This is a genomic window from Streptomyces sp. NPDC026515 (genome assembly GCF_055567595.1).
The window spans coordinates 161,894-181,051 of the sequence record NZ_JBVHQD010000017.1; the positions used below are offsets into that span (position 1 = coordinate 161,894).

A 19,158-nucleotide genomic window follows, 5' to 3' on the forward strand; every position below is an offset into this window, starting at 1 on the left:
GGTTCAGCGCAGGGCCGTGCCGTCCGCCCCCAGCTGCATCCTCGGGCGTCCGGTCACCAGCAGCCAGGCGGGCAGCGAGGCGATGCACAACAAGGTGATGATCGAGGGCGAAGCCACCAGCACGGAGGCCGTGAACAGACTCACCCAGCCCTGTCTGGTGATCGCCAACAGCATGCCCAGCACGCCTGCCGCCACGCCCACCGAGGGGTGGACGGCGGGCACCAGGGCGTGGGCGCACAGCCCGAGGGCGGCGCCGATGAAAACCGACGGAAAGATCCGGCCACCGCGGAAGCCGCAGGTGGCGGCGACCACGAACGCGGCGAGCTTGACGACCGCCATCACGGCGTACTGGCCGGCCGACCAGCCCGCGGGGTCCTTCGCCAGTTCCGCGACCTCGTCCAGCCCCTTGAAGAGCGTCAGATGGCCGCCCAGGGCGCCCAGCAGGCCCAGGACCACACCGCCGGCCGGCAGGGCCACCATGGGGTGCCCCAGGCGCCGGAAGGCCCCGTGGACGTACGGGAAGGCGAGGACGGCGAGCATGCCGAGCAGCGCCGCCACGGGGGCGATCGCCAGGGCCGAGAGCAGGTCGGGCCAGCGCAGCCGGCCGATGGCGGGCAGCCCGAGATCAAGGGTCGGGTGGTCCACCAGGGCGGTCGTCATCGCGCCGGCCCCCGCGGCCATCAGTGGCCCGAAGAGGTTGTCCCACAGAGCCCCCTTCAGCGGCTTCCCGGCCAGCGCCTCGGAGATCACCAGGGCCGCCGCCACCGGCGTCCCGAACAGCGCGCCGAGTGTCGCCGCGTCGGCCAGCGCGGGCCACAGCGAACCCGGCATGCGGGGCATCGCCAGGCGCCCCAGCCACAGCGCCAGCCCCACGTTCACGGCGATGATCGGGTTCTCGGGACCGAGGCTCGGCCCGCCGGCCAGCATCAGCACGGTCGCCAGCAGCAGACCCGGCAGGACGGCGGGCGGCAGCGCCACGGCCTCCAGGCCCAGGGTGGCCGGATCGGGCCCCGCGTGCCCGGGCGCCTTCCACACCACCAGCCCGACCGCGACACCGGTCGCGGTCAGCATCACCAGCATCCACAGCACCGAGTACCGGCCGATGCCGAGCGCGTTTGGCAGGTTGTTCCAGAGCACGTGCTGCAACCGCTCCGCCAGCGAGCTCACCAGCAGGTACAGCAGGCTGCTGCCGACGCCGACGACCAGGGCGGGCAGGATCAGCGGCAGCAGGGCGCGCGCGGGGGCCGAGGGCGGGGTGGGGAGCGCCTGCCGCGCGGTGTCCTGGGCCACGGGCCCACCATAAGCGGGCACATCGGGCCCAACATCCCGAAAGAAGTCGGGCCCGGAGCCCCCGAACGCAACGGACTTGCACCTCACGTGACGTGAGGACCCAAGGTGGAGCACGGAAAGGAGCGGAAGTGAGCTACTCCGTCGGACAGGTCGCCCGGTTCGCCGGCGTCACCGTGCGCACGCTGCACCACTACGACGAGATCGGCCTGCTGGTCCCGGGCGAGCGGAGCCCCGCCGGGCACCGGCGCTACGGCGAGGCCGACCTCGACCGGCTGCAGCGGGTCCTGTTCTACCGGGAGCTCGGCTTCCCGCTCGACGAGGTCGCGGCGCTGCTCGACGATCCGGACGCGGACCAGCGCGCGCACCTGCGCCGCCGGCACGACCTGCTGACCGCCCGGATCGAGAAACTGCGCAGGATGGCCGCGGCCGTGGAACACGCCATGGAGGCACGCAGGATGGGCATCAACCTCACCCCCGAGGAACGCTTCGAGGTCTTCGGCGACAAGGACCCGGAGCGGTACGCCGAGGAGGCCGAGCAGCGCTGGGGCGGCACCGAGGCCTACGCCGAGTCGCAGCGCCGGGCCGCCCGCTACACGAAGGCCGACTGGCAGCGCATGAAGGCCGAGGCCGACGAATGGGGCGAGCGTTACGCCGCCCTGGTGAACGGGGCCGAGCCGCCGGCCGGCGCACCGGCCATGGACATGGCCGAGGAACACCGGCGGCACATCTCGTCCTGGTTCTACGACTGCCCGTACGAGATGCACCGCGCTCTCGCCGGCATGTACGTGTCCGACGAGCGCTTCAAGGCGTTCTACGACTCGATGGCCCCGGGCCTGGCCGAACACCTGAAGGCGGCGATCGAGGCGAACGCGGCACGCCGCACGACGTGACCCGGTGTCCGTCCAGGCCCTGGCCGGGGGGCGGGTCCTAGCTAGTCCTGCCTGTCGACGACGACCGCCGTGCCGTACGCGCACACCTCGGTGCCCGCGTCCGCAGCCTCGGTCACGTCGAACCGGAAGGCCAGCACGGCGTTGGCGCCACGCGCGCGTGCCTGTTCCACCAGCCGCTCCATCGCCTGGGTGCGGGTCTGGACGAGTGTCTTCGTCAGGCCCTTCAGCTCTCCGCCGATCATCGACTTCAGACCCGCGCCGATCTGGCTGCCCAGGTGCCGGGAGCGCACGGTCAGCCCGAAGACCTCGCCGAGGACCTCCCGCACCCGGTATCCGGGCAGATCGTTCGTGGTGACCACCAGCACGTCGGGCTCGGGCCCCTGACCGCCGCCGTATTCTTCGATACCCATGTCCACAGCTGTTCCCCAGGCGAGGCACAGTGCATCCAGGTTCCACCGGTGGAACCTGGGGCGGACACATTGCGTTGATAGCTTTGTGCGGCCGCACAAGGAACCCGCTGTGCCTTCACCCCACAGGAGCCCGGAACCGTGACGACCGGAACCGCGATGACGCTGGCCCTCGGCCCGAGCTGGCTGGACCCGAACAAACTTCTCGACTCGTTCGGCATCTGGGGCCTGCTCCTGGTGGTCTTCGCCGAGTCCGGCCTGCTCATCGGCTTCTTCCTGCCCGGTGACTCGCTCCTGTTCACCTGCGGTCTGCTGATCACCTCCCACCAGATGGACTTCCCGCTGTGGGGCGCGATCGCCCTGATCTGCATCGCCGCGATCCTCGGCGACCAGGCGGGCTACATGTTCGGCAAGAAGGTCGGCCCGTCGCTCTTCAACCGCCCGAACTCCCGCCTCTTCAAGCGGGAGAACGTCGAGAAGGCGCACGAGTTCTTCGAGAAGCACGGCCCGAAGTCGCTGATCCTGGCCCGCTTCGTCCCGGTGATCCGTACGTTCACGCCGATCATCGCCGGCGTCAGCGGCATGGCCTACCGCTCGTTCCTGGTGTTCAACGTCATCGGCGGTGTCCTGTGGGGAGCCGGTGTCACCCTGCTCGGCTCCTGGCTGGGCGGGATCGACGTCGTCAAGAACAACATCGAGGCGATACTGATCCTGATCGTCCTCGTCTCGGTGATCCCGATCGCCATCGAGTTCCTGCGGGCCCGCTCGAAAGGCAAGAAGGCGACGCCGGCGCCGCAGCCGCTCCAGCAGCACCCCGCCCCGCCGATGATGGACGACGCGACGACCCAGCTCCGCAGGATCGAGCCGGCGTACACCCCGCAGCAGCCCCAGCAGCAGTACGGCCAGCAGCCGCAGCCGCAGCCGCAGCCTCAGCAGCAGTACGGCCAGCAGCACCCGTACTACGACCAGAACGGTTACGACCAGAACGGTTACGACCAGAACGGCTACGGCCAGCAGTACAACCCGTACGCCGAGGACCACTACCGAGCACCGTGAGCGCAGCACCGGCTGCTTTTGGGGGCGCGGGGAACTGCGCGACGAGTCACGACGGAGCCGCAGTGGCCGTCTCTGCCCGAGCCTCCTCGTGAACGGCCGCTCAGAACCCCCGCGTCCGCTTCGCCGCCCGCCGCTTCCGGGCGGAGCCCACCCGCAGCCCCAACCGTGAGATCTCCGACCCCAGGTTGACCCCGATGGCGATGGCCATGGCGAGCGACGCCGCCTTGGCCAGCGACACCAGCCCCTTGTCGACCTCGTTCTGGGCCATCGACAGCAGCCCGAAGTAGGTCGCCGACCCCGGCAGCAGGGGCCCGATCGCCGCGGTCGTGTAGGGCAGCGCGGAAGCGAACCGGTACCGCGACAGCAACTGTCCGAACAGTCCCACCAGCCCGGCGGCCGCGGCCGTGGAGGCGACCGGTGAGATCCCCCCGGCGTAGTGCATCGCGCCGTAGACGCACCAGGCCACACCGCCGTTGAGGGTCACGGCCAGCACGGTGGATCGTTCCTGCTGGAGCAGCACGGCGAAGGTCAGTGACAGCACCATCGACGCGGCGATCTGCAGCAGCGGCCGCTCGGAGCCGGGCAGCGTCGCGTCGGGATTGAGCCGGCCGCCCAGCTTCACGCCGAAGTACAGGATCGTCAGCACCCCGATGACGATGCCGACGAAGAAGTACATGACCTCGAGCAGCCGCGCGGAGGCGGTGATGTAGAAGCCGGTGAGCCCGTCCTGGACGCCCGCGACCAGGGCCCGCCCGGGCAGCAGTGCGAAGAGTCCACCGGTGACGACGGCGGACGCCGCGACGTCGACGTGGGCGAGCGCGAAGGCGACCCCGATCGCGGCCGGCGGCATCGCCGCGATCATGAACTGGTAGAACTCCGGCAGCCCCCGCCCCGCGCACAGCCACGCCAGCCGGTCGCCGAGCATCGCGCCGATCGCGGCCGCCACGAAGACCAGGACGTCACCGCCGACGAGTACCGAGGCAGCCCCGGCGAGCAGCCCGCTCGCGCCGGTGAGGGCCCAGCCGGGGTAGGGGTGCCGGTTACGGCGGATCTCCGCGAGCCGTCGGTAGGCCTCCTCCAGGGAGACATGGGTCTCGGGGTCGGTGAGGTCGTCCACGAGCCGGAAGACGGCGGACAGACGCGTGTAGTCGGTCCCGCGCCGCCGCACCGTCCGGGACGCCGTCACGGGGTCGTCGACAAGCGAGGGCTGATAGGAGATCGCCAGCAGCGTGAAGGTGACGCCGGGCTCGCAGCGGTCGAGTCCGTACGACCGGCAGACCGCGAACATCGCGGCCTCCACGTCCTCCGCGCCCTCACCGCCCGCCAGCAGCAACTCCCCGATACGCAGCGTCAGGTCGAGCACGCGCGGAACGGCGGGCCCGTCCTCCTCGGTCTTCTGCACAGGTTCCGGGGCCGGCCGCTCGGCCACCGGCATGCGCAGCATCGTGCGCATCCGGTCCTGCCAGGGCGCGTCCTTGACGAGACTGACCGTCGGGAACCCGGAGGCGGGCGTGAAGGCGGTGACGTCGTGGGCGCTGTAGGCGCTCGGCATGCTGAACGCAGAGCCCTCCGGCTCGCCGGCCGCCGGCTGCGGCGTCGCCAGCCCCTTCGGCACCGCGAACTCGGACGTGGTCTCGGGCTCGACACCGGCCTCGGGGACCGCGATGCCCGCCGGAAGGGCGAACTCGGACGTGATCTCCGGGTCGTACCGCGCCTCGTCCGACCGGGGCTTGCGGTCCTCCTCCTCCGTCACCGTCGTAACGCTCCCTGAACGACAACTTCACGTACGCCTCAGTATGCGCGTGACCACGCAGCGGCCACAAAAACCTGCCCACCGGGCCGGCGGACATGCGGCGGGCAGGCGAGCGGATATTGAAAAACGGGCCCCACGCGTGCGTGCGGCCCGTTTTTCGTGTGCGGACTGGCTCAGTGACCGCCCTGCTCCTTGAAGCGCTTGTACGACCGCTCGATCTCCACCTCGGCGTCGACCCGGCCCACCCAGTTGGCGCCCTCGACGGACTTGCCGGGCTCCAGGTCCTTGTAGACCTCGAAGAAGTGCTGGATCTCCAGGCGGTCGAACTCCGACACGTGGTGGATGTCGCGCAGGTGCTCCACGCGCGGGTCGGTGGCCGGGACGCACAGCAGCTTGTCGTCGCCGCCGGCCTCGTCGGTCATCCGGAACATGCCGATGGCGCGGCACTTGATGAGGCAGCCCGGGAACGTCGGCTCGTCAAGAATGACCAGAGCGTCCAGCGGGTCGCCGTCCTCGCCGAGGGTGTTCTCGACGAATCCGTAGTCGGTCGGGTAGGCGGTCGAGGTGAAGAGGCGACGGTCCAGGCGGATCCGACCGGTCTCGTGGTCCACCTCGTACTTGTTCCGCGAACCCTTCGGGATCTCGATCGTGACGTCGAACTCCACCGGTGGCTCCTCCATGATCAACACATAGTTCTGGTGGTTAAGTGTCCCTCACGCTGGTGTGTGATCGCGAAAGGGGCTGGTGGTCGTGCCAGAGCTGAGGCCTTGGCAGTCCGCGAAACCGCGTGTGCGGAAGATCGCGGGCGCCGTGCAACCGGGTCTGGCACGCGTGGTGGCTGCCACGAAACCGCAGGTCAAGCGGTTTGCGCGAGCAGTCGGGCCGCGGCTTGCGCGCATCACGCGTGCGAGCGGAACCCGGCCGGCCGGTCCGGCCCGCCCCCCTCGTCCCTCGAGTCTCAGGACCTGGCAGTACACCGCGGGCGCCGCCACGGCCGGGCTCGCGCTGGCCGCCGGCGCGGTGACCGCGGCGGGCCCCTGGGACGCCAACGGTCAGCGTACGGCCGAGCGGGACCGGGCCGCCGCCCCGGAACGGGCGGGTGGCGCAGATCACGGCTCCGACACCGCCAAGGGGGAGCCCAGCCCCGCACCCAGCGCCGGATCCGTCCTGACGGGCCTGGGCGCCGCCACCAACACCGTGAAGTCGGCGCCGAGCGGAGAGCCGGCCGGGATCACCGGAACGGCCGTCACGGACCTCCTGGGCCCCCTCCTGGACGTCTCCGCGCTCGGCGGCACCCACACCGCCGTGGTCGTGGACGTGGCCACCGGCAGACGTCTGTACGGCACCGCCGCCGACACGGCCCTCACCCCCGCCTCCACCACCAAGATCGCCACCGCCGTCGCGGCTCTGTCCGCCCTCGGCCCCGACCATCGCATCACCACGCGCGTGGCCCTCGAACCCGGCACCCGGGAGGTCGTCCTGGTCGGGGGCGGCGACCCGACCCTGACCGCCCGCAGGAAGGCGGACGGCTGGGCCAGCCTGCGCGTGCTCGCCACCGAGACGGCGAAATCGCTGACCGCGCGGGGCATCAAGCAGATCACGCTCTCGTACGACACGACCCTCTACAGCGGCCCCGACCTGCACCCCATCGGTGTCAACGACAACCTCGCGCGCGTGAGCCCCCTGATGGCCGACGAGGCCCGGACCGACGGCTCCGCCGAGGGCCCGGTGACCCGGGTGGGCGACCCCGCGGCCGACGCCGCGCAGAAGTTCGCCGGCTTCCTGACGGAGGCCGGCATCAAGACCTCCTCGCACGGCACCTCCAAGGCGGGCAGCCGGGCCGAGACCCTCGCCACCGTCTCCTCGCCCCCGCTGTCCGCGATCGTCGAGCGCATGCTGACCAACAGCGACAACGACATCGCCGAAGCACTGGCCCGCCAGACGGCGCTGGCGAGCGGCGGGCCGGCCAGCTTCGCCGGGGGAGCGGACGCGATCCGCGCCCAACTGGCCGCACTGGGCCTGCCGATGACCGGCGCCGGCTTCCACGACGGCAGCGGCCTGAACCGGGACGACCGGCTGACGGCGAACCTGCTCACCGCCCTGCTCGTCAAGGCCGCCGACGCGGACCGGCCGGGTCTGCGTCCGGTCCTCACCGGACTGCCCGTGGCGGGTTTCACGGGCACCCTGAGCACCCGGTACACGGACGGCGCGGCAGGCGTCGTACGCGCGAAGACCGGCACCCTGACCGGGGTCAACACCCTCGCGGGCACCGTCGTGGACAAGGACGGCCGTCTGCTGGCGTTCGCCTTCCTCGCGGCGGACACCACGAGTCCGCAGGAGGCCCAGGAGGCGCTGGACCGGACGGCGACGGCACTGGCGGGGCTGTGAACCACGTCCGCGCAAGCCCCGAACCCCGCCCCACCGCACAAGTCACGCCAACCTCACCAACCTCCACGGCCTGCCCCAAGTGGGAGCGCTAACGTACGGTTGACGCATGACGAGCATCGGTGGCGCTGCTTCTTCTGGGATGGTCGACTGGAATCTCGCGGTGGCGACCGCGACCCGGCTCGTGCGGCCGGGACCCGAGGTGAGCCGCGACGAGGCCCGGGTCATCGTCGCGGAGCTGCGGCGGCACGCGAAGGCCTCGGAGGAACATGTCCGGGGCTTCACTCGTATGGGGAGCGACGACATCCACGACACCCCCGTCCTGGTGGTGGACCGCCCTGGCTGGGTGAAGGCCAACGTCGCCGGGTTCCGCGAGCTCCTCAAGCCGCTGCTGGACAAGATGCAGGAACGACGGGCCGCAAGTCCCGGCGGTGCGGTCCTCGGTGCGGTCGGCGGCAAGGTCACCGGCGTGGAACTCGGCATGCTGCTGTCGTTCCTGTCGTCGCGGGTGCTCGGCCAGTACGAGACCTTCGCCCCCGCCTCCCGCGACCTTCCCGCGGACGAGCACGGCGGCGGACGGCTGCTGCTCGTCGCCCCGAACATCGTGCACGTCGAGCGCGAACTCGACGTACAGCCCCATGACTTCCGCCTGTGGGTGTGCCTGCACGAGGAGACGCACCGCACCCAGTTCTCGGCGGTGCCCTGGCTGCGCGCCCATCTGGAGGGCGAGATCCAGGCGTTCCTCTCGGAGACCGACGTCGACCCGATGACCGTCCTCGAACGCGTCCGGGACGCCGCCCAGTCGCTCGCCGGCGGTCGCCCCGAGACCGAGGAGGACGACGGCGGACGGTCGTTCGTCGAACTGGTGCAGACCCCGGCCCAGCGCGAGATCCTCGGCCGGCTCACCGCCGTCATGTCCCTGCTGGAGGGCCACGCCGACTTCGTCATGGACGGGGTCGGGCCCGCGGTCGTGCCGACCGTCGCCGAGATCCGCGAGAAGTTCCAGCAGCGACGGGCCAAGGGCGCCTCCCGGCTGGACATGACCCTGCGCAAACTGCTCGGCCTGGACGCCAAGCTGCGGCAGTACCGGGACGGCGAGCGGTTCGTGCGGGCCGTCGTCGAACAGGTCGGCATGGACGGCTTCAACCGGGTGTGGACCTCCCCGAACACCCTGCCGACGAAGGCCGAGATCGCCAAACCGGCGGACTGGGTCGCACGGGTGCATCGCAAGGCCGAGTCGTGAACGCGCGAGGGCGTGGTGAATCGGGTCCTGCCCGCGGCAGGCGAACGCCCCTCCAATCACCCGTCCGAGGGACCGTGAGCGATGGGTAGGCGTGCGATGCTCGGGGAACGGCCCGTTTCTGTCACCATCGACACACTCTGAGTGACCGATCTCGGGTTACAACCCCCGAAAACTTCATGAAGGGAACCGGACATGGGTCCCCATCCTGCGGTCGCGGCGATACGCCTGGCGGTCCGCCGCGTCCTCCACGACATCCTCACCGACAGCAGTTGCCACAGCCGTACCACCGGTGAACACGCCGGTGGGCGCATTGTCGCGCGCCTCACGCGCCCCGTCGGAGACATCCCGGAACAGTCACCGAACGAGCGGCCCCCCTCCCCGCTCGTCCTCGTGGCGTGCTCCGGCGGTGCCGACTCGATGGCGCTCGCCTCCGCCCTCGCCTTCGAGGCACCCAAACTCGGCGTGCGCGCGGGCGGCGTCACCGTCGACCACGGCCTCCAGCCCGGCTCCGACCTGCGGGCCGAGGAAGTCGTCGTCCGGCTGCGCGAACTCGGCCTGGACCCGGTCGAGTCGATCCCCGTGACCGTCGGCCGCGAGGGCGGCCCCGAGGCCGCCGCCCGGGACGCCCGGTACGCCGCCCTGGACGCCGCCGCCGAGCGGCACGGCGCCACCGCGGTCCTGCTCGGCCACACCAGGGACGACCAAGCCGAAACCGTCCTGCTGGGCCTCGCCCGCGGCTCGGGCATCCGCTCCCTGTCCGGAATGGCCGCGGTCTCGGGGGCCGGCGGCCGTTACCGACGCCCGTTCCTCCAGCTCGACCGGCAGACCGCCCGCAAGGCCTGCATGGCGCAGTCCCTGCAGGTCTGGGACGACCCGCACAACGCGGACCCGGCCTACACCCGCTCCCGGCTCCGCCACGAGGGCCTGCCCGCCCTGGAGAAGGCCCTGGGCAAAGGTGTCGTCGAGGCTCTCGCCCGCACCGCCCAGCTCTCCCGCGACGACGCCGACGCCCTCGACACCTGGGCCAGACAGGCCGAGGCCTCCGTACGGGACGCCGCGGGTCTGCTGGAGTGCGCGAAGCTGTACGCCCTGCCACCCGCCGTCCGCCGCCGGATCCTGCGCCGGGCGGCCATCGAGGCGGGCGCACCGGCCGGTTCGCTCTTCGCCCGGCACATCGAGGAAGTCGACCGGCTGATCACCGGCTGGCGCGGTCAGGGAGTGATCAATCTCCCTGGCAAGGTCGTCGCCCAGCGGCAGGGTGGCAGACTGGTTATCCGGCAAGGCTGAATCCGCACCCTCCGGGGTCCGGGCTCCGCCGGTGGGACGACCGAAAGTGATGCGGGTGGACGCGAAAGACATGGGTGCCGATCTCCAGCGGGTACTCATCACCAAGGAAGAGATCGACGCGAAGCTGGTCGAGCTGGCCGCGAAGATCGACGCGGAGTACGCGGGCAAGGACCTGCTCATCGTCGGCGTCCTCAAGGGCGCCGTGATGGTCATGGCTGATCTCGCCCGGGCGCTGTCCACCCCCGTCACCATGGACTGGATGGCCGTGTCCTCCTACGGCGCGGGCACCCAGTCCTCCGGTGTGGTGCGGATCCTCAAGGACCTCGACACCGACATCAAGGGCAAGCACGTCCTGATCGTCGAGGACATCATCGACTCCGGACTGACCCTGTCCTGGCTGATCAACAACCTCGGCTCCCGCGAGCCCGAGACCCTGAAGATCTGCACCCTGCTGCGCAAGCCGGACGCGGCCAAGGTCGCCATCGACGTCGAGTGGGTCGGGTTCGACATCCCCAACGAGTTCGTCGTCGGCTACGGCCTCGACTACGCCGAGAAGTACCGCAATCTCCCGTTCGTCGGTACGCTCGCGCCCCACGTCTACGGCGGCTGAACCCCGGCTGATACGCCGGAGGGTCCACTTGCGTAAGACGAACGGGAACCCCAGCGGGTTTCGCGCCGTTGGAGCATGCAGAGACGGGTTTCACCAGTCGTCCGCGCAGCTTCGTGCGGCTTCGGGCGACAATGCTGGGGTACCGTCAGAAGAACTGTCTTATCAAACTCACTATGGCAGGAGGGACGGGGCGACACCGCTCCGTATGGATGGACGTGAAGCGATACTTCCGTGGGCCGGTCATGTGGATCGTGCTGGCCGTCCTTGCCGTGGTCGTGTTGATGCAGGTCGTCGGCTCGTCCGGCGGCTACAAGACGGTGGACACCGGCCAGGTCGTGGCGGCGATCAACGACAACAAGGTGGAATCGGCGAAGCTGACCACCGGTGACGAGCAGACCATCAAGGTCACGCTCAAGGACGGTCAGAAGGTCGACGGCAGCTCGAAGATCCAGGCGAGCTACATCGGCGACCAGGGCGTGACCATCGCCAACACGCTGCAGACCAAGTACCAGGACAAGCAGATCCCCGACGGTTACACCGTCTCGCCGACCAAGCAGAACGCCTTCGTCGGTGTGCTGCTCTCCCTGCTCCCCTTCGTCCTCATCGTGGTCGTCTTCCTGTTCCTGATGAATCAGATGCAGGGCGGCGGCTCCCGGGTCATGAACTTCGGCAAGTCCAAGGCGAAGCTCATCACCAAGGACACCCCGAAGACGACGTTCTCGGACGTCGCGGGCTGTGACGAGGCCGTCGAGGAGCTCCACGAGATCAAGGAGTTCCTCCAGGAGCCGGCCAAGTTCCAGGCGGTCGGCGCCAAGATCCCCAAGGGCGTGCTCCTCTACGGCCGTCCCGGCACCGGCAAGACGCTGCTCGCGCGTGCCGTCGCCGGCGAGGCCGGGGTGCCCTTCTACTCGATCTCCGGTTCCGACTTCGTCGAGATGTTCGTCGGTGTCGGTGCCTCCCGGGTCCGCGACCTCTTCGAGCAGGCCAAGGCGAACGCCCCGGCGATCGTCTTCGTCGACGAGATCGACGCGGTCGGCCGGCACCGTGGCGCCGGCCTCGGCGGCGGTCACGACGAGCGCGAGCAGACCCTGAACCAGCTGCTCGTCGAGATGGACGGCTTCGACGTCAAGGGCGGTGTGATCCTCATCGCCGCGACGAACCGGCCCGACATCCTCGACCCGGCGCTGCTGCGCCCCGGCCGTTTCGACCGTCAGATCGCGGTCGACCCGCCGGACCTGCAGGGCCGTCTGGAGATCCTCAAGGTCCACCAGAAGGGCAAGCCGGTCGCGCCCGACGTCGACCTCGCGGCGGTCGCCCGCCGTACCCCGGGCTTCACCGGTGCGGACCTGTCGAACGTGCTGAACGAGGCGGCGCTGCTCACGGCCCGCAGCGACCGCAAGCTCATCGACAACCAGATGCTCGACGAGGCGATCGACCGTGTGGTCGCGGGTCCGCAGAAGCGGACCCGGATCATGTCGGACAAGGAGAAGAAGATCACCGCGTACCACGAGGGCGGTCACGCCCTGGTCGCGGCGGCTTCCCCGAACTCCGACCCGGTCCACAAGATCACGATCTTGTCCCGTGGCCGGGCCCTCGGTTACACGATGGTCCTGCCCGACGAAGACAAGTACTCGACCACGCGCAACGAGATGCTCGACCAGCTCGCCTACATGCTGGGCGGCCGCGCGGCCGAGGAGCTGGTCTTCCACGACCCGACCACCGGCGCCGCCAACGACATCGAGAAGGCGACGACCACCGCCCGCGCGATGGTCACGCAGTACGGCATGACCGAGCGTCTCGGCGCGATCAAGTTCGGCGGCGACAACACCGAGCCCTTCCTCGGCCGTGAGATGTCCCACCAGCGCGACTACTCGGAAGAGGTCGCCGCCCTGGTGGACGAGGAAGTCAAGAAGCTCATCGAGAACGCGCACAACGAGGCCTGGGAGATCCTGGTCGAGAACCGTGACGTCCTCGACAACCTGGTGCTCCAGCTCCTGGAGAAGGAGACGCTGGGCAAGGAGGAGATCGCCGAGATCTTCGCCGCGATCCACAAGCGGCCCGCGCGGCCCGCGTGGACCGGCTCCTCCCGCCGTACGCCGTCCACCCGCCCGCCGGTGCTCTCCCCGAAGGAGCTCGCACTGACCAACGGGGCGAACGGCGCGACGCCGGCGATCAGCACGGCCAAGTCCACGGCGGCCGAGCCCGCCCCGGCGGTCGAGAAGGCCCCGGAGGACCGTCCCGAGAGCTGAGTCACACCGGTCTCACCCGGCTCGGAATGGATGCCGCGCCCCCCAGGATCTAGCCTGGGGGGCGCGGCTTTCGGTATGCCTGCATGGCCCGCATATGAGGCGCGTGACCCACAAGCGCCCCCCTAAGGAACGAGGCACCCCAGATGACCGACCCCGTGACGCTGGACGGCGAGGGCACCATCGGCGAATTCGACGAGAAGCGTGCCGAGAACGCCGTACGCGAACTCCTGATCGCGGTCGGCGAGGATCCCGACCGCGAAGGGCTCCGGGAGACTCCGGCGCGGGTGGCGCGGGCGTACCGCGAGTTGCTGGCCGGCAACCACCAGCAGCCCGAAGAGGTCCTGACGACCACCTTCGATCTGGGGCACGACGAGATGGTCCTGGTGAAGGACATCGAGATCGTCAGTCTGTGCGAGCACCACATGCTGCCGTTCCACGGGGTCGCCCACGTCGGCTACATCCCGGCGGAGACCGGCAAGATCACGGGCTTGTCGAAGCTGGCGCGCCTCGTCGAGGTGTTCGCCCGCCGTCTCCAGGTGCAGGAGCGGCTCACCACGCAGGTCGCCGACTCCCTGATGAGGATCCTGGAGGCCCGGGGTGTGATCGTCGTGGTCGAGGCGGAGCACATGTGCATGTCGGTCCGCGGGATCCGCAAGCCGGGCGCCAAGACGACCACGTCGGCGGTCCGCGGCCAGCTCCGCGACGCCACGACGCGCGCCGAGGCGATGAGCCTGATACTGGCGCGCTGACTCCGCGGGCGGGGCTTCAGGCGACCGGCTCGGCTCCGCCGTGCTGGTTGTCGTCGTCCTCGGGGAGCTTGCACACCCGCTCCAGGAACACCGCCGCCGCTATGACACCGATGCCGGCGACCACCGAGAAGGCCGCGTAGAGAGCCTGGTCGCGGCGCGCGGGGAGGTCGAGGAGTTCCAGCAGGAAGAGGCCCGTACCGCCGTACATGCCGGCGACCAGGGCCGCGACCAGGGCGCTGGCCTGGCCGAAGACGACCGCGCGCGCGGCCATCAGGGGGTCGACGCCCTTGGCTCCCGGGCGCCGCTCGCGCTGGGCGCGGAGGCGGCCGCGCAGCGAGAGCGCCGTGGCGAGCAGCACCACGGCGATCAGGGCGAGGACGATCGGAGCGGCCACCGGCACGCTGGGCAGTGTCCCCACCGAGTTCCACAGGCGGGCCCCCGCCCAGGACAGCACCCCGGCCACGACGAACACGCCGGCCAGCACCCTGATCCGCAGCTCTTTCACTGTCTTCCTTCAGCTCCCCCGCAGCGATGTGGTCGTGTCGACCTTAACGACTACTCGGGCAGTCGGAGTTCCAGGTCCGCACGTGCTTCCACGCCGTGCCGGGTCACGGCCGCCAGCAGGTCGGCGACCGCGCCGCGGCCGGGCACCCGGGCCTCGGGGTCGATGTCGTACCACGGGGCCAGCACGAAGGCACGCTCGTGGGCGCGCGGGTGCGGAAGGGTGAGCTGCGGATCGTCGGAGACGACGTCCGCGTACGCGACGATGTCGACGTCCAGGGTGCGCGGGCCCCAGTGCTCGTCCCGCACCCGGTTGAACGCCTCCTCCACCGCGTGCGCCCGCTCCAGCAGCGAGGACGGCGGCAGGGTGGTCTTGAGCACCACGATCGCGTTGTAGTACGTCGGCTGGCTGCCGGGGTCGACGCCCCACGGCTCCGTCTCGTACACCGGAGACACGGCCTTGATACGGACGCCCGGGGTGTCCTCCAGGGCGTCGATGGCGCCCTGCAGCGTCTCCAGGCGGTTGCCGAGATTGGAGCCGAGGGCGACCACGGCCCGTCTGGGGTTGGAGAGGGTGGTGTCGGCGGCGTCGACCTGCTCGACGACGGAGGCGGGCACCGGCTGGACGGTCGGGTCGCTGGGACCCCGCAAAGAGGATGCGGTCATACTCGGCTCCGGGTGATGGTGACGGTGACGTCGTCGAAGGGGACGGTGATGGGCGCGTCCGGCTTGTGTACCTGGACCTCGACCTCTCTTACCCCCTCGTGCTTGAGGCAGACCTGGGCGATCCGCTCGGCGAGCGTCTCGATCAGGTTCACCGGCTCGCCCTCGACCACGGCGACGACCTCCTCGGCCACCACGCCGTAGTGCACGGTCTTCGTCAGGTCGTCGTCGGCCGCCGCCGGCCGGGTGTCCAGGCCAAGGACGAGGTCCACGAGAAAGGTCTGGCCCTCCTCGCGCTCCTTGGGGAAGACACCGTGGTGCCCGCGGGCCTTCAGGCCGCGCAGCGCGACACGATCCACGCGAATCACTCCTGCAATCGTCGGTAACGGCGAGGTCGCTTCGCGTGCGGGCGATCGACCGGCCTCAGACGAATCTACCTGCGGGCACTGACAGTGCCGGGGCACGGGGCGGCGGCCCACGCCGGGGTCGCCAGGGTTCATCGTGTGTTTCCCCGGGAGAACCCGGCGGCTCACGGGCCGGTGGCCGCACCTACCGGTGAGTTCGTGATTCCAGCCACTCTTGGGCCACTCGGACCGCATGGACCGGGCGGGCCGCTCAGGAGGGCGTGTCCTCGTCCTCGTCCTCACCGGTCTCGGACAGCACCGGCGAGGCGTGGTGGGACCAGAGCTTCCAGCCGTCCGGGGTACGCCGGAACACGTTCGTGGCGACGACCAGCTGTCCCACCAGCGGGCCGAGCTCCTGCCCGCCGGTGGGAGCCGGGCCACCGCTCAGGATGTTCTCCGTGCAGGTCACCAGAGCGGTGTCACCGGTGACGGAGACATGCACGTCGGTCAGGAAGAACTGGATGTAGTCGGTGTTCGCCATGATCAGCGCGTACGACCGCAGGACCTCCCCGCGGCCGGTCAGCACCGGCCAGCCCGGATGCACGCAGGACACCACGCCGGTGTCCGCCGGATCGTGGTACTCCTCGTCGACGCCCAGGTCGGCGGGGGTGAGCCAGAGGCCGGACACCGCCTCGAAGTCCGCCCGCTCGACTGCCTCGTAGAAGGCGGTGTTGGCGGCCTCGACCTGCTCGACGTCGGTGTGGGGGGCGCTCACCGGGTTCCTTCTGCGCGGTGGGGGAGGTGCTGCGGAGCGTGTGAGGCCTGCAAGGCGTGCGCGCCCGGCGTGTTCGCTTCGGTGCGCGCGCCTTCTATCGCGCGCGCGACGCGTACCGCGTCCGCCGTGGCGCGCACCTCGTGCACGCGCACCGCCCACGCGCCGGCGTGCGCCGCGAGCGCGGACACGGCGGCCGTCGCCGCGTCGCGCTCACGGGCCGGCGGGGGCGCTCCCTCGGGCCCTGCCAGGACCCGGCCGAGGAACCGCTTGCGGGAGGCGGCGACGAGGACCGGGTGCCCCAGGGCGTGCAGCCGGTCGAGGTGGGCGAGCAGGGTCAGGTCGTGCTCGGAGTCCTTGGAGAAGCCGAGACCCGGGTCGACGACGACGCGGTCGGGAGAGATGCCGCCGGCCAGGACCGCCTCCACGCGCGCGTGCAGTTCGTCGAGGACCTCGGCGACGACGTCGTCGTACACCCCCCTGACGTTGCCGCCGTCCAGGAAGCCCCGCCAGTGCATGACGACGAAGGGCGCGTCCGACGCGGCGACGGCGGGGATCATGTCGGGATCGGCGAGGCCGCCGCTGACGTCGTTGACGAGGGCCGCGCCGGCGGCCAGGGCCTGCCGGGCGACGGAGGCGCGCATGGTGTCGACGGAGACGACCACGCCCTCGGCGGCGAGACCGCGGACCACCGGTATGACGCGGCGCAGCTCCTCGTCCTCGTCGACGCGCGTGGCACCGGGGCGGGTGGACTCACCGCCGACGTCGACGAGGTCGGCGCCCTCGCTGACGAGGTCGAGGCCGTGCTTGACCGCGATCGTCGTGTCGAACCAGCGGCCGCCGTCGGAGAAGGAGTCGGGGGTGACGTTCACGACCCCCATGACGGCGCACCGGTCCCATGCCGGAAGCCCTGTCACCTGGCCACGTCCGCTGTGGTTGCTCATACGTTCAGCGTAGGCCCAGGAAATGGCCCGCCCGCCGGACGGCCTGCGGGCGGGCCCGAGCGGAGCCCCCGGGCTGGAGGGGAGGGGGCCGCTCGGGCCGGTCATGGGGTCACGCCGCCCGGACGTCCCGTTCGGCGACGGCGTGCGGGCAGGGGCGGGCGGCCGGGGCACCGCGGCGCAGGAAGCGCGGCAGCGGGAGGGCGAGGTTGACGAAGCCCTCGGCCTGCATGGCGGCGAGGCCGATCCGGGGGAGGTCGCCGGAGGCCCGGTAGACCACGAAGCGCGGCTCCCAGCGAGGCTGGAACTTCGCGTTGAACTTGTACAGCGACTCGATCTGGAACCAGCGCGACAGGAAGACCAGCAGTCCGCGCCAGGCGCGCAGCACCGGGCCCGCGCCGATCTTCTCGCCCCGCGCGAGCGCCGAGCGGAACATCGCGAAGTTGAGCGAGATCCGGGCGATGCCGAGCTTCGGCGCGGCCTGGAGGGCGGCCACGATGAGCAGTTCGTTCATCCCGGGGTCCGCCGACCGGTCGCGGCGCATCAGGTCGAGGGAGACGCCGTCGGTGCCCCAGGGCACGAAGTGCAGGATCGCCTTGAGGTCGCCGTACGGACCGGGTGTCTCGTTTGCCCACCCGTCTCCCACCGCCGCCCCTTCGATCCTGTGCGCGGTGGCGATCAGGCAGTCGCCGTCGGTGGGGTCGCCGATGCGGCCGAGCGCCATCGAGAAGCCGCGTTCGGTGTCGGTGCCGCGCCAGTCCTCCGCCGCCCGGCGGATACGGTCCAGCTCGGCCTCGCCGAGGTCACGGATGCGCCGCACCCGGGTCTCGTAGCCGGCCCGCTCGATGCGCTTGACCATCTGGCGCACGTTGCGCATCGCGCGTCCGGCGAGCGAGAAATCCGCTGCGTCCACCACCGCCTCGTCGCCCAGTTCGAGGGCGTCCAGGCCGGTCTCGCGGGTCCACACCTCGCCGCCCGTCTCCGAGCAGCCCATCACGGCGGGGGTCCAGGAGTGGGCCTTGGCCTCGTCCATGAAGCGTTCGATGGCGCCGGGCCAGGCCTCGACGTCGCCGATCGGGTCGCCGCTGGCGAGCATCACGCCGGAGACCACGCGGTAGGTCACCGCCGCCTTGCCGCTGGGCGAGAAGACGACCGCCTTGTCGCGGCGGAGCGCGAAGTGGCCGAGGGAGTCGCGCGCGCCGTGTTTCTCGAGGAGGGCACGCAGTCTGACCTCGTCCTCCGTGGTGAGGTGCGCGGCGGGGTGTTCCGGGCGGAAGGCGAGATAGACGGTGGTGACCGCGGTGATCAGACCGAGGGCGCCGAGCGAGAAGGCGACCGTCCAGGAGGTGGATCCCTCGTAGTCGACGGGGCCCTCGAAGCCGAACAGGCCGTACAGGACGTGCGTGATGCGGTCGGCCAGGCTCGGGTCGCCGATCGTGCGCTTGGGGTGGGCGCTGACGACGACCAGCCCGAGCGCGAGCGAACCGGCGCTCATGAGCACGAAGTTGGCGAGCGCGCGCCACCGGCTGCGCGGGTCCGGCAGCGCCTTGAACTCGTCGCGGTGGAGGACCAGGGGCACGAACAGCGCCAGCGAGATCAGGGCCCCGATGACCGAGTGCCGGTACACGAACTGCGACACCGCGCCGGCCGGCAGGAGAGCGACGGCGGCCCGCCACGCCCGGCGCTTGCGCCGCTTCAGCCCGTGCGCGAGCAGCAGCAACAGCACGCCGACGCTGAGCGAGAGCGCCGCCGCGAACGGCCCCAGCGACCCGGGCAGTACCTCGGCCATGGCGTGCATACGGCTGTGCCGGAAGCGCGGGAACACCCCCGCGGCGATGTCCAGGACACCCACGACCGCGCATGCCCTGCCGACCAGTGCGGGGACCGCCTCAGGGCGCGGACCACGGACTATGCGCCGCGCCCGGCTTGATCGGCCCGGAACCCCGCCCGACATTTCCGCATCTATCCTGACAGACATCGCATCCCGTAGTTCCGCGAGAGACCTTGGACCCGGTGCC

At 70.8% G+C, this 19,158-nt stretch carries 18 protein-coding genes; 8 read left to right on the forward strand and 10 right to left on the reverse strand.

The genetic code is table 11. The features are described from left to right. Positions 1-3: 3 nt before the first annotated feature. The gene (locus ACZ4O3_RS31475; protein ID WP_362717356.1) at positions 4-1,290 is read right to left on the reverse strand and encodes an ion channel protein; all 1,287 of its coding nucleotides are present in this window, start codon (positions 1,288-1,290) and stop codon (positions 4-6) included. Between the two features lie 128 nt (positions 1,291-1,418). Here ACZ4O3_RS31475 and ACZ4O3_RS31480 point away from each other — a divergent pair, with 128 nt between their 5' ends. Further along, complete coding sequence (locus ACZ4O3_RS31480; RefSeq protein WP_384997151.1) at positions 1,419-2,180, forward strand: MerR family transcriptional regulator; 762 nt, start codon at positions 1,419-1,421, stop codon at positions 2,178-2,180. 41 nt (positions 2,181-2,221) lie between these two features. On the opposite strand, the gene ACZ4O3_RS31485 is transcribed toward ACZ4O3_RS31480, so the two are convergent. Then, positions 2,222-2,590 (reverse strand): YbjQ family protein, encoded by a 369-nt coding sequence (locus tag ACZ4O3_RS31485; protein WP_362717362.1) that lies wholly within the window; start codon positions 2,588-2,590, stop codon positions 2,222-2,224. A gap of 156 nt (positions 2,591-2,746) precedes the next feature. Between ACZ4O3_RS31485 and ACZ4O3_RS31490 the strand changes: the two genes are divergently transcribed. After that, positions 2,747-3,643 carry a DedA family protein gene (locus ACZ4O3_RS31490; protein ID WP_467725512.1) on the forward strand — a complete coding sequence of 299 codons (897 nt, stop codon included), beginning with the start codon at positions 2,747-2,749 and terminating at the stop codon, positions 3,641-3,643. A 100-nt stretch (positions 3,644-3,743) separates the two neighbouring features. Here the strand turns inward: ACZ4O3_RS31490 and ACZ4O3_RS31495 are convergent, their stop codons facing one another. Both ACZ4O3_RS31495 and ACZ4O3_RS31500 read right to left on the reverse strand, forming a co-directional pair. Beyond that, positions 3,744-5,396, reverse strand: coding sequence for a threonine/serine exporter family protein (locus tag ACZ4O3_RS31495; protein WP_467725453.1), 1,653 nt, complete (start codon positions 5,394-5,396; stop codon positions 3,744-3,746). A 173-nt stretch (positions 5,397-5,569) separates the two neighbouring features. After that, positions 5,570-6,061 (reverse strand): inorganic diphosphatase, encoded by a 492-nt coding sequence (locus tag ACZ4O3_RS31500; RefSeq protein WP_115906709.1) that lies wholly within the window; start codon positions 6,059-6,061, stop codon positions 5,570-5,572. Positions 6,062-6,140: 79 nt separating this feature from the next. Here ACZ4O3_RS31500 and dacB point away from each other — a divergent pair, with 79 nt between their 5' ends. From dacB to folE, 6 genes are all read left to right on the forward strand, one after another. Continuing rightward, positions 6,141-7,784 carry a D-alanyl-D-alanine carboxypeptidase/D-alanyl-D-alanine endopeptidase gene (gene dacB, locus ACZ4O3_RS31505; protein ID WP_467725455.1) on the forward strand — a complete coding sequence of 548 codons (1,644 nt, stop codon included), beginning with the start codon at positions 6,141-6,143 and terminating at the stop codon, positions 7,782-7,784. A gap of 106 nt (positions 7,785-7,890) precedes the next feature. Continuing rightward, positions 7,891-9,024, forward strand: a complete 1,134-nt coding sequence (locus tag ACZ4O3_RS31510; RefSeq protein ID WP_362719410.1) for a zinc-dependent metalloprotease — start codon at positions 7,891-7,893, stop codon at positions 9,022-9,024. Positions 9,025-9,216: 192 nt separating this feature from the next. Then, positions 9,217-10,311, forward strand: a complete 1,095-nt coding sequence (gene tilS, locus ACZ4O3_RS31515) for a tRNA lysidine(34) synthetase TilS (protein ID WP_362719413.1) — start codon at positions 9,217-9,219, stop codon at positions 10,309-10,311. A gap of 49 nt (positions 10,312-10,360) precedes the next feature. Then, a complete protein-coding gene (gene hpt / locus ACZ4O3_RS31520) occupies positions 10,361-10,921 on the forward strand; it encodes a hypoxanthine phosphoribosyltransferase (RefSeq protein ID WP_360492421.1) in 561 nt (186 codons plus the stop codon). Positions 10,922-11,130: 209 nt separating this feature from the next. Next, the gene (ftsH, locus tag ACZ4O3_RS31525; protein ID WP_362719415.1) at positions 11,131-13,170 is read left to right on the forward strand and encodes an ATP-dependent zinc metalloprotease FtsH; all 2,040 of its coding nucleotides are present in this window, start codon (positions 11,131-11,133) and stop codon (positions 13,168-13,170) included. A gap of 143 nt (positions 13,171-13,313) precedes the next feature. Further along, positions 13,314-13,919, forward strand: coding sequence for a GTP cyclohydrolase I FolE (folE, locus tag ACZ4O3_RS31530; protein WP_351317708.1), 606 nt, complete (start codon positions 13,314-13,316; stop codon positions 13,917-13,919). 16 nt (positions 13,920-13,935) lie between these two features. On the opposite strand, the gene ACZ4O3_RS31535 is transcribed toward folE, so the two are convergent. The 6 genes from ACZ4O3_RS31535 to ACZ4O3_RS31560 form a co-directional block, all read right to left on the reverse strand. After that, positions 13,936-14,424: a DUF3180 domain-containing protein gene (locus tag ACZ4O3_RS31535; protein WP_362719418.1), complete on the reverse strand. Its 489-nt coding sequence runs from the start codon at positions 14,422-14,424 to the stop codon at positions 13,936-13,938. A 50-nt stretch (positions 14,425-14,474) separates the two neighbouring features. Beyond that, complete coding sequence (gene folK / locus ACZ4O3_RS31540; RefSeq protein WP_362719421.1) at positions 14,475-15,086, reverse strand: 2-amino-4-hydroxy-6-hydroxymethyldihydropteridine diphosphokinase; 612 nt, start codon at positions 15,084-15,086, stop codon at positions 14,475-14,477. Continuing rightward, entirely contained in the window at positions 15,083-15,442 is a 360-nt protein-coding gene (gene folB / locus ACZ4O3_RS31545; protein ID WP_351317714.1) for a dihydroneopterin aldolase, read from the reverse strand. Before folB ends, folK begins: the two co-directional genes overlap by 4 nt. A gap of 256 nt (positions 15,443-15,698) precedes the next feature. Beyond that, positions 15,699-16,202 carry a nuclear transport factor 2 family protein gene (locus ACZ4O3_RS31550; protein ID WP_362719426.1) on the reverse strand — a complete coding sequence of 168 codons (504 nt, stop codon included), beginning with the start codon at positions 16,200-16,202 and terminating at the stop codon, positions 15,699-15,701. Continuing rightward, positions 16,199-17,143, reverse strand: a complete 945-nt coding sequence (gene folP / locus ACZ4O3_RS31555; protein ID WP_467725460.1) for a dihydropteroate synthase — start codon at positions 17,141-17,143, stop codon at positions 16,199-16,201. Before folP ends, ACZ4O3_RS31550 begins: the two co-directional genes overlap by 4 nt. A gap of 109 nt (positions 17,144-17,252) precedes the next feature. Then, positions 17,253-19,094: a phosphatidylglycerol lysyltransferase domain-containing protein gene (locus ACZ4O3_RS31560; RefSeq protein WP_467725462.1), complete on the reverse strand. Its 1,842-nt coding sequence runs from the start codon at positions 19,092-19,094 to the stop codon at positions 17,253-17,255. Between the last annotated feature and the right edge of the window lie 64 nt (positions 19,095-19,158).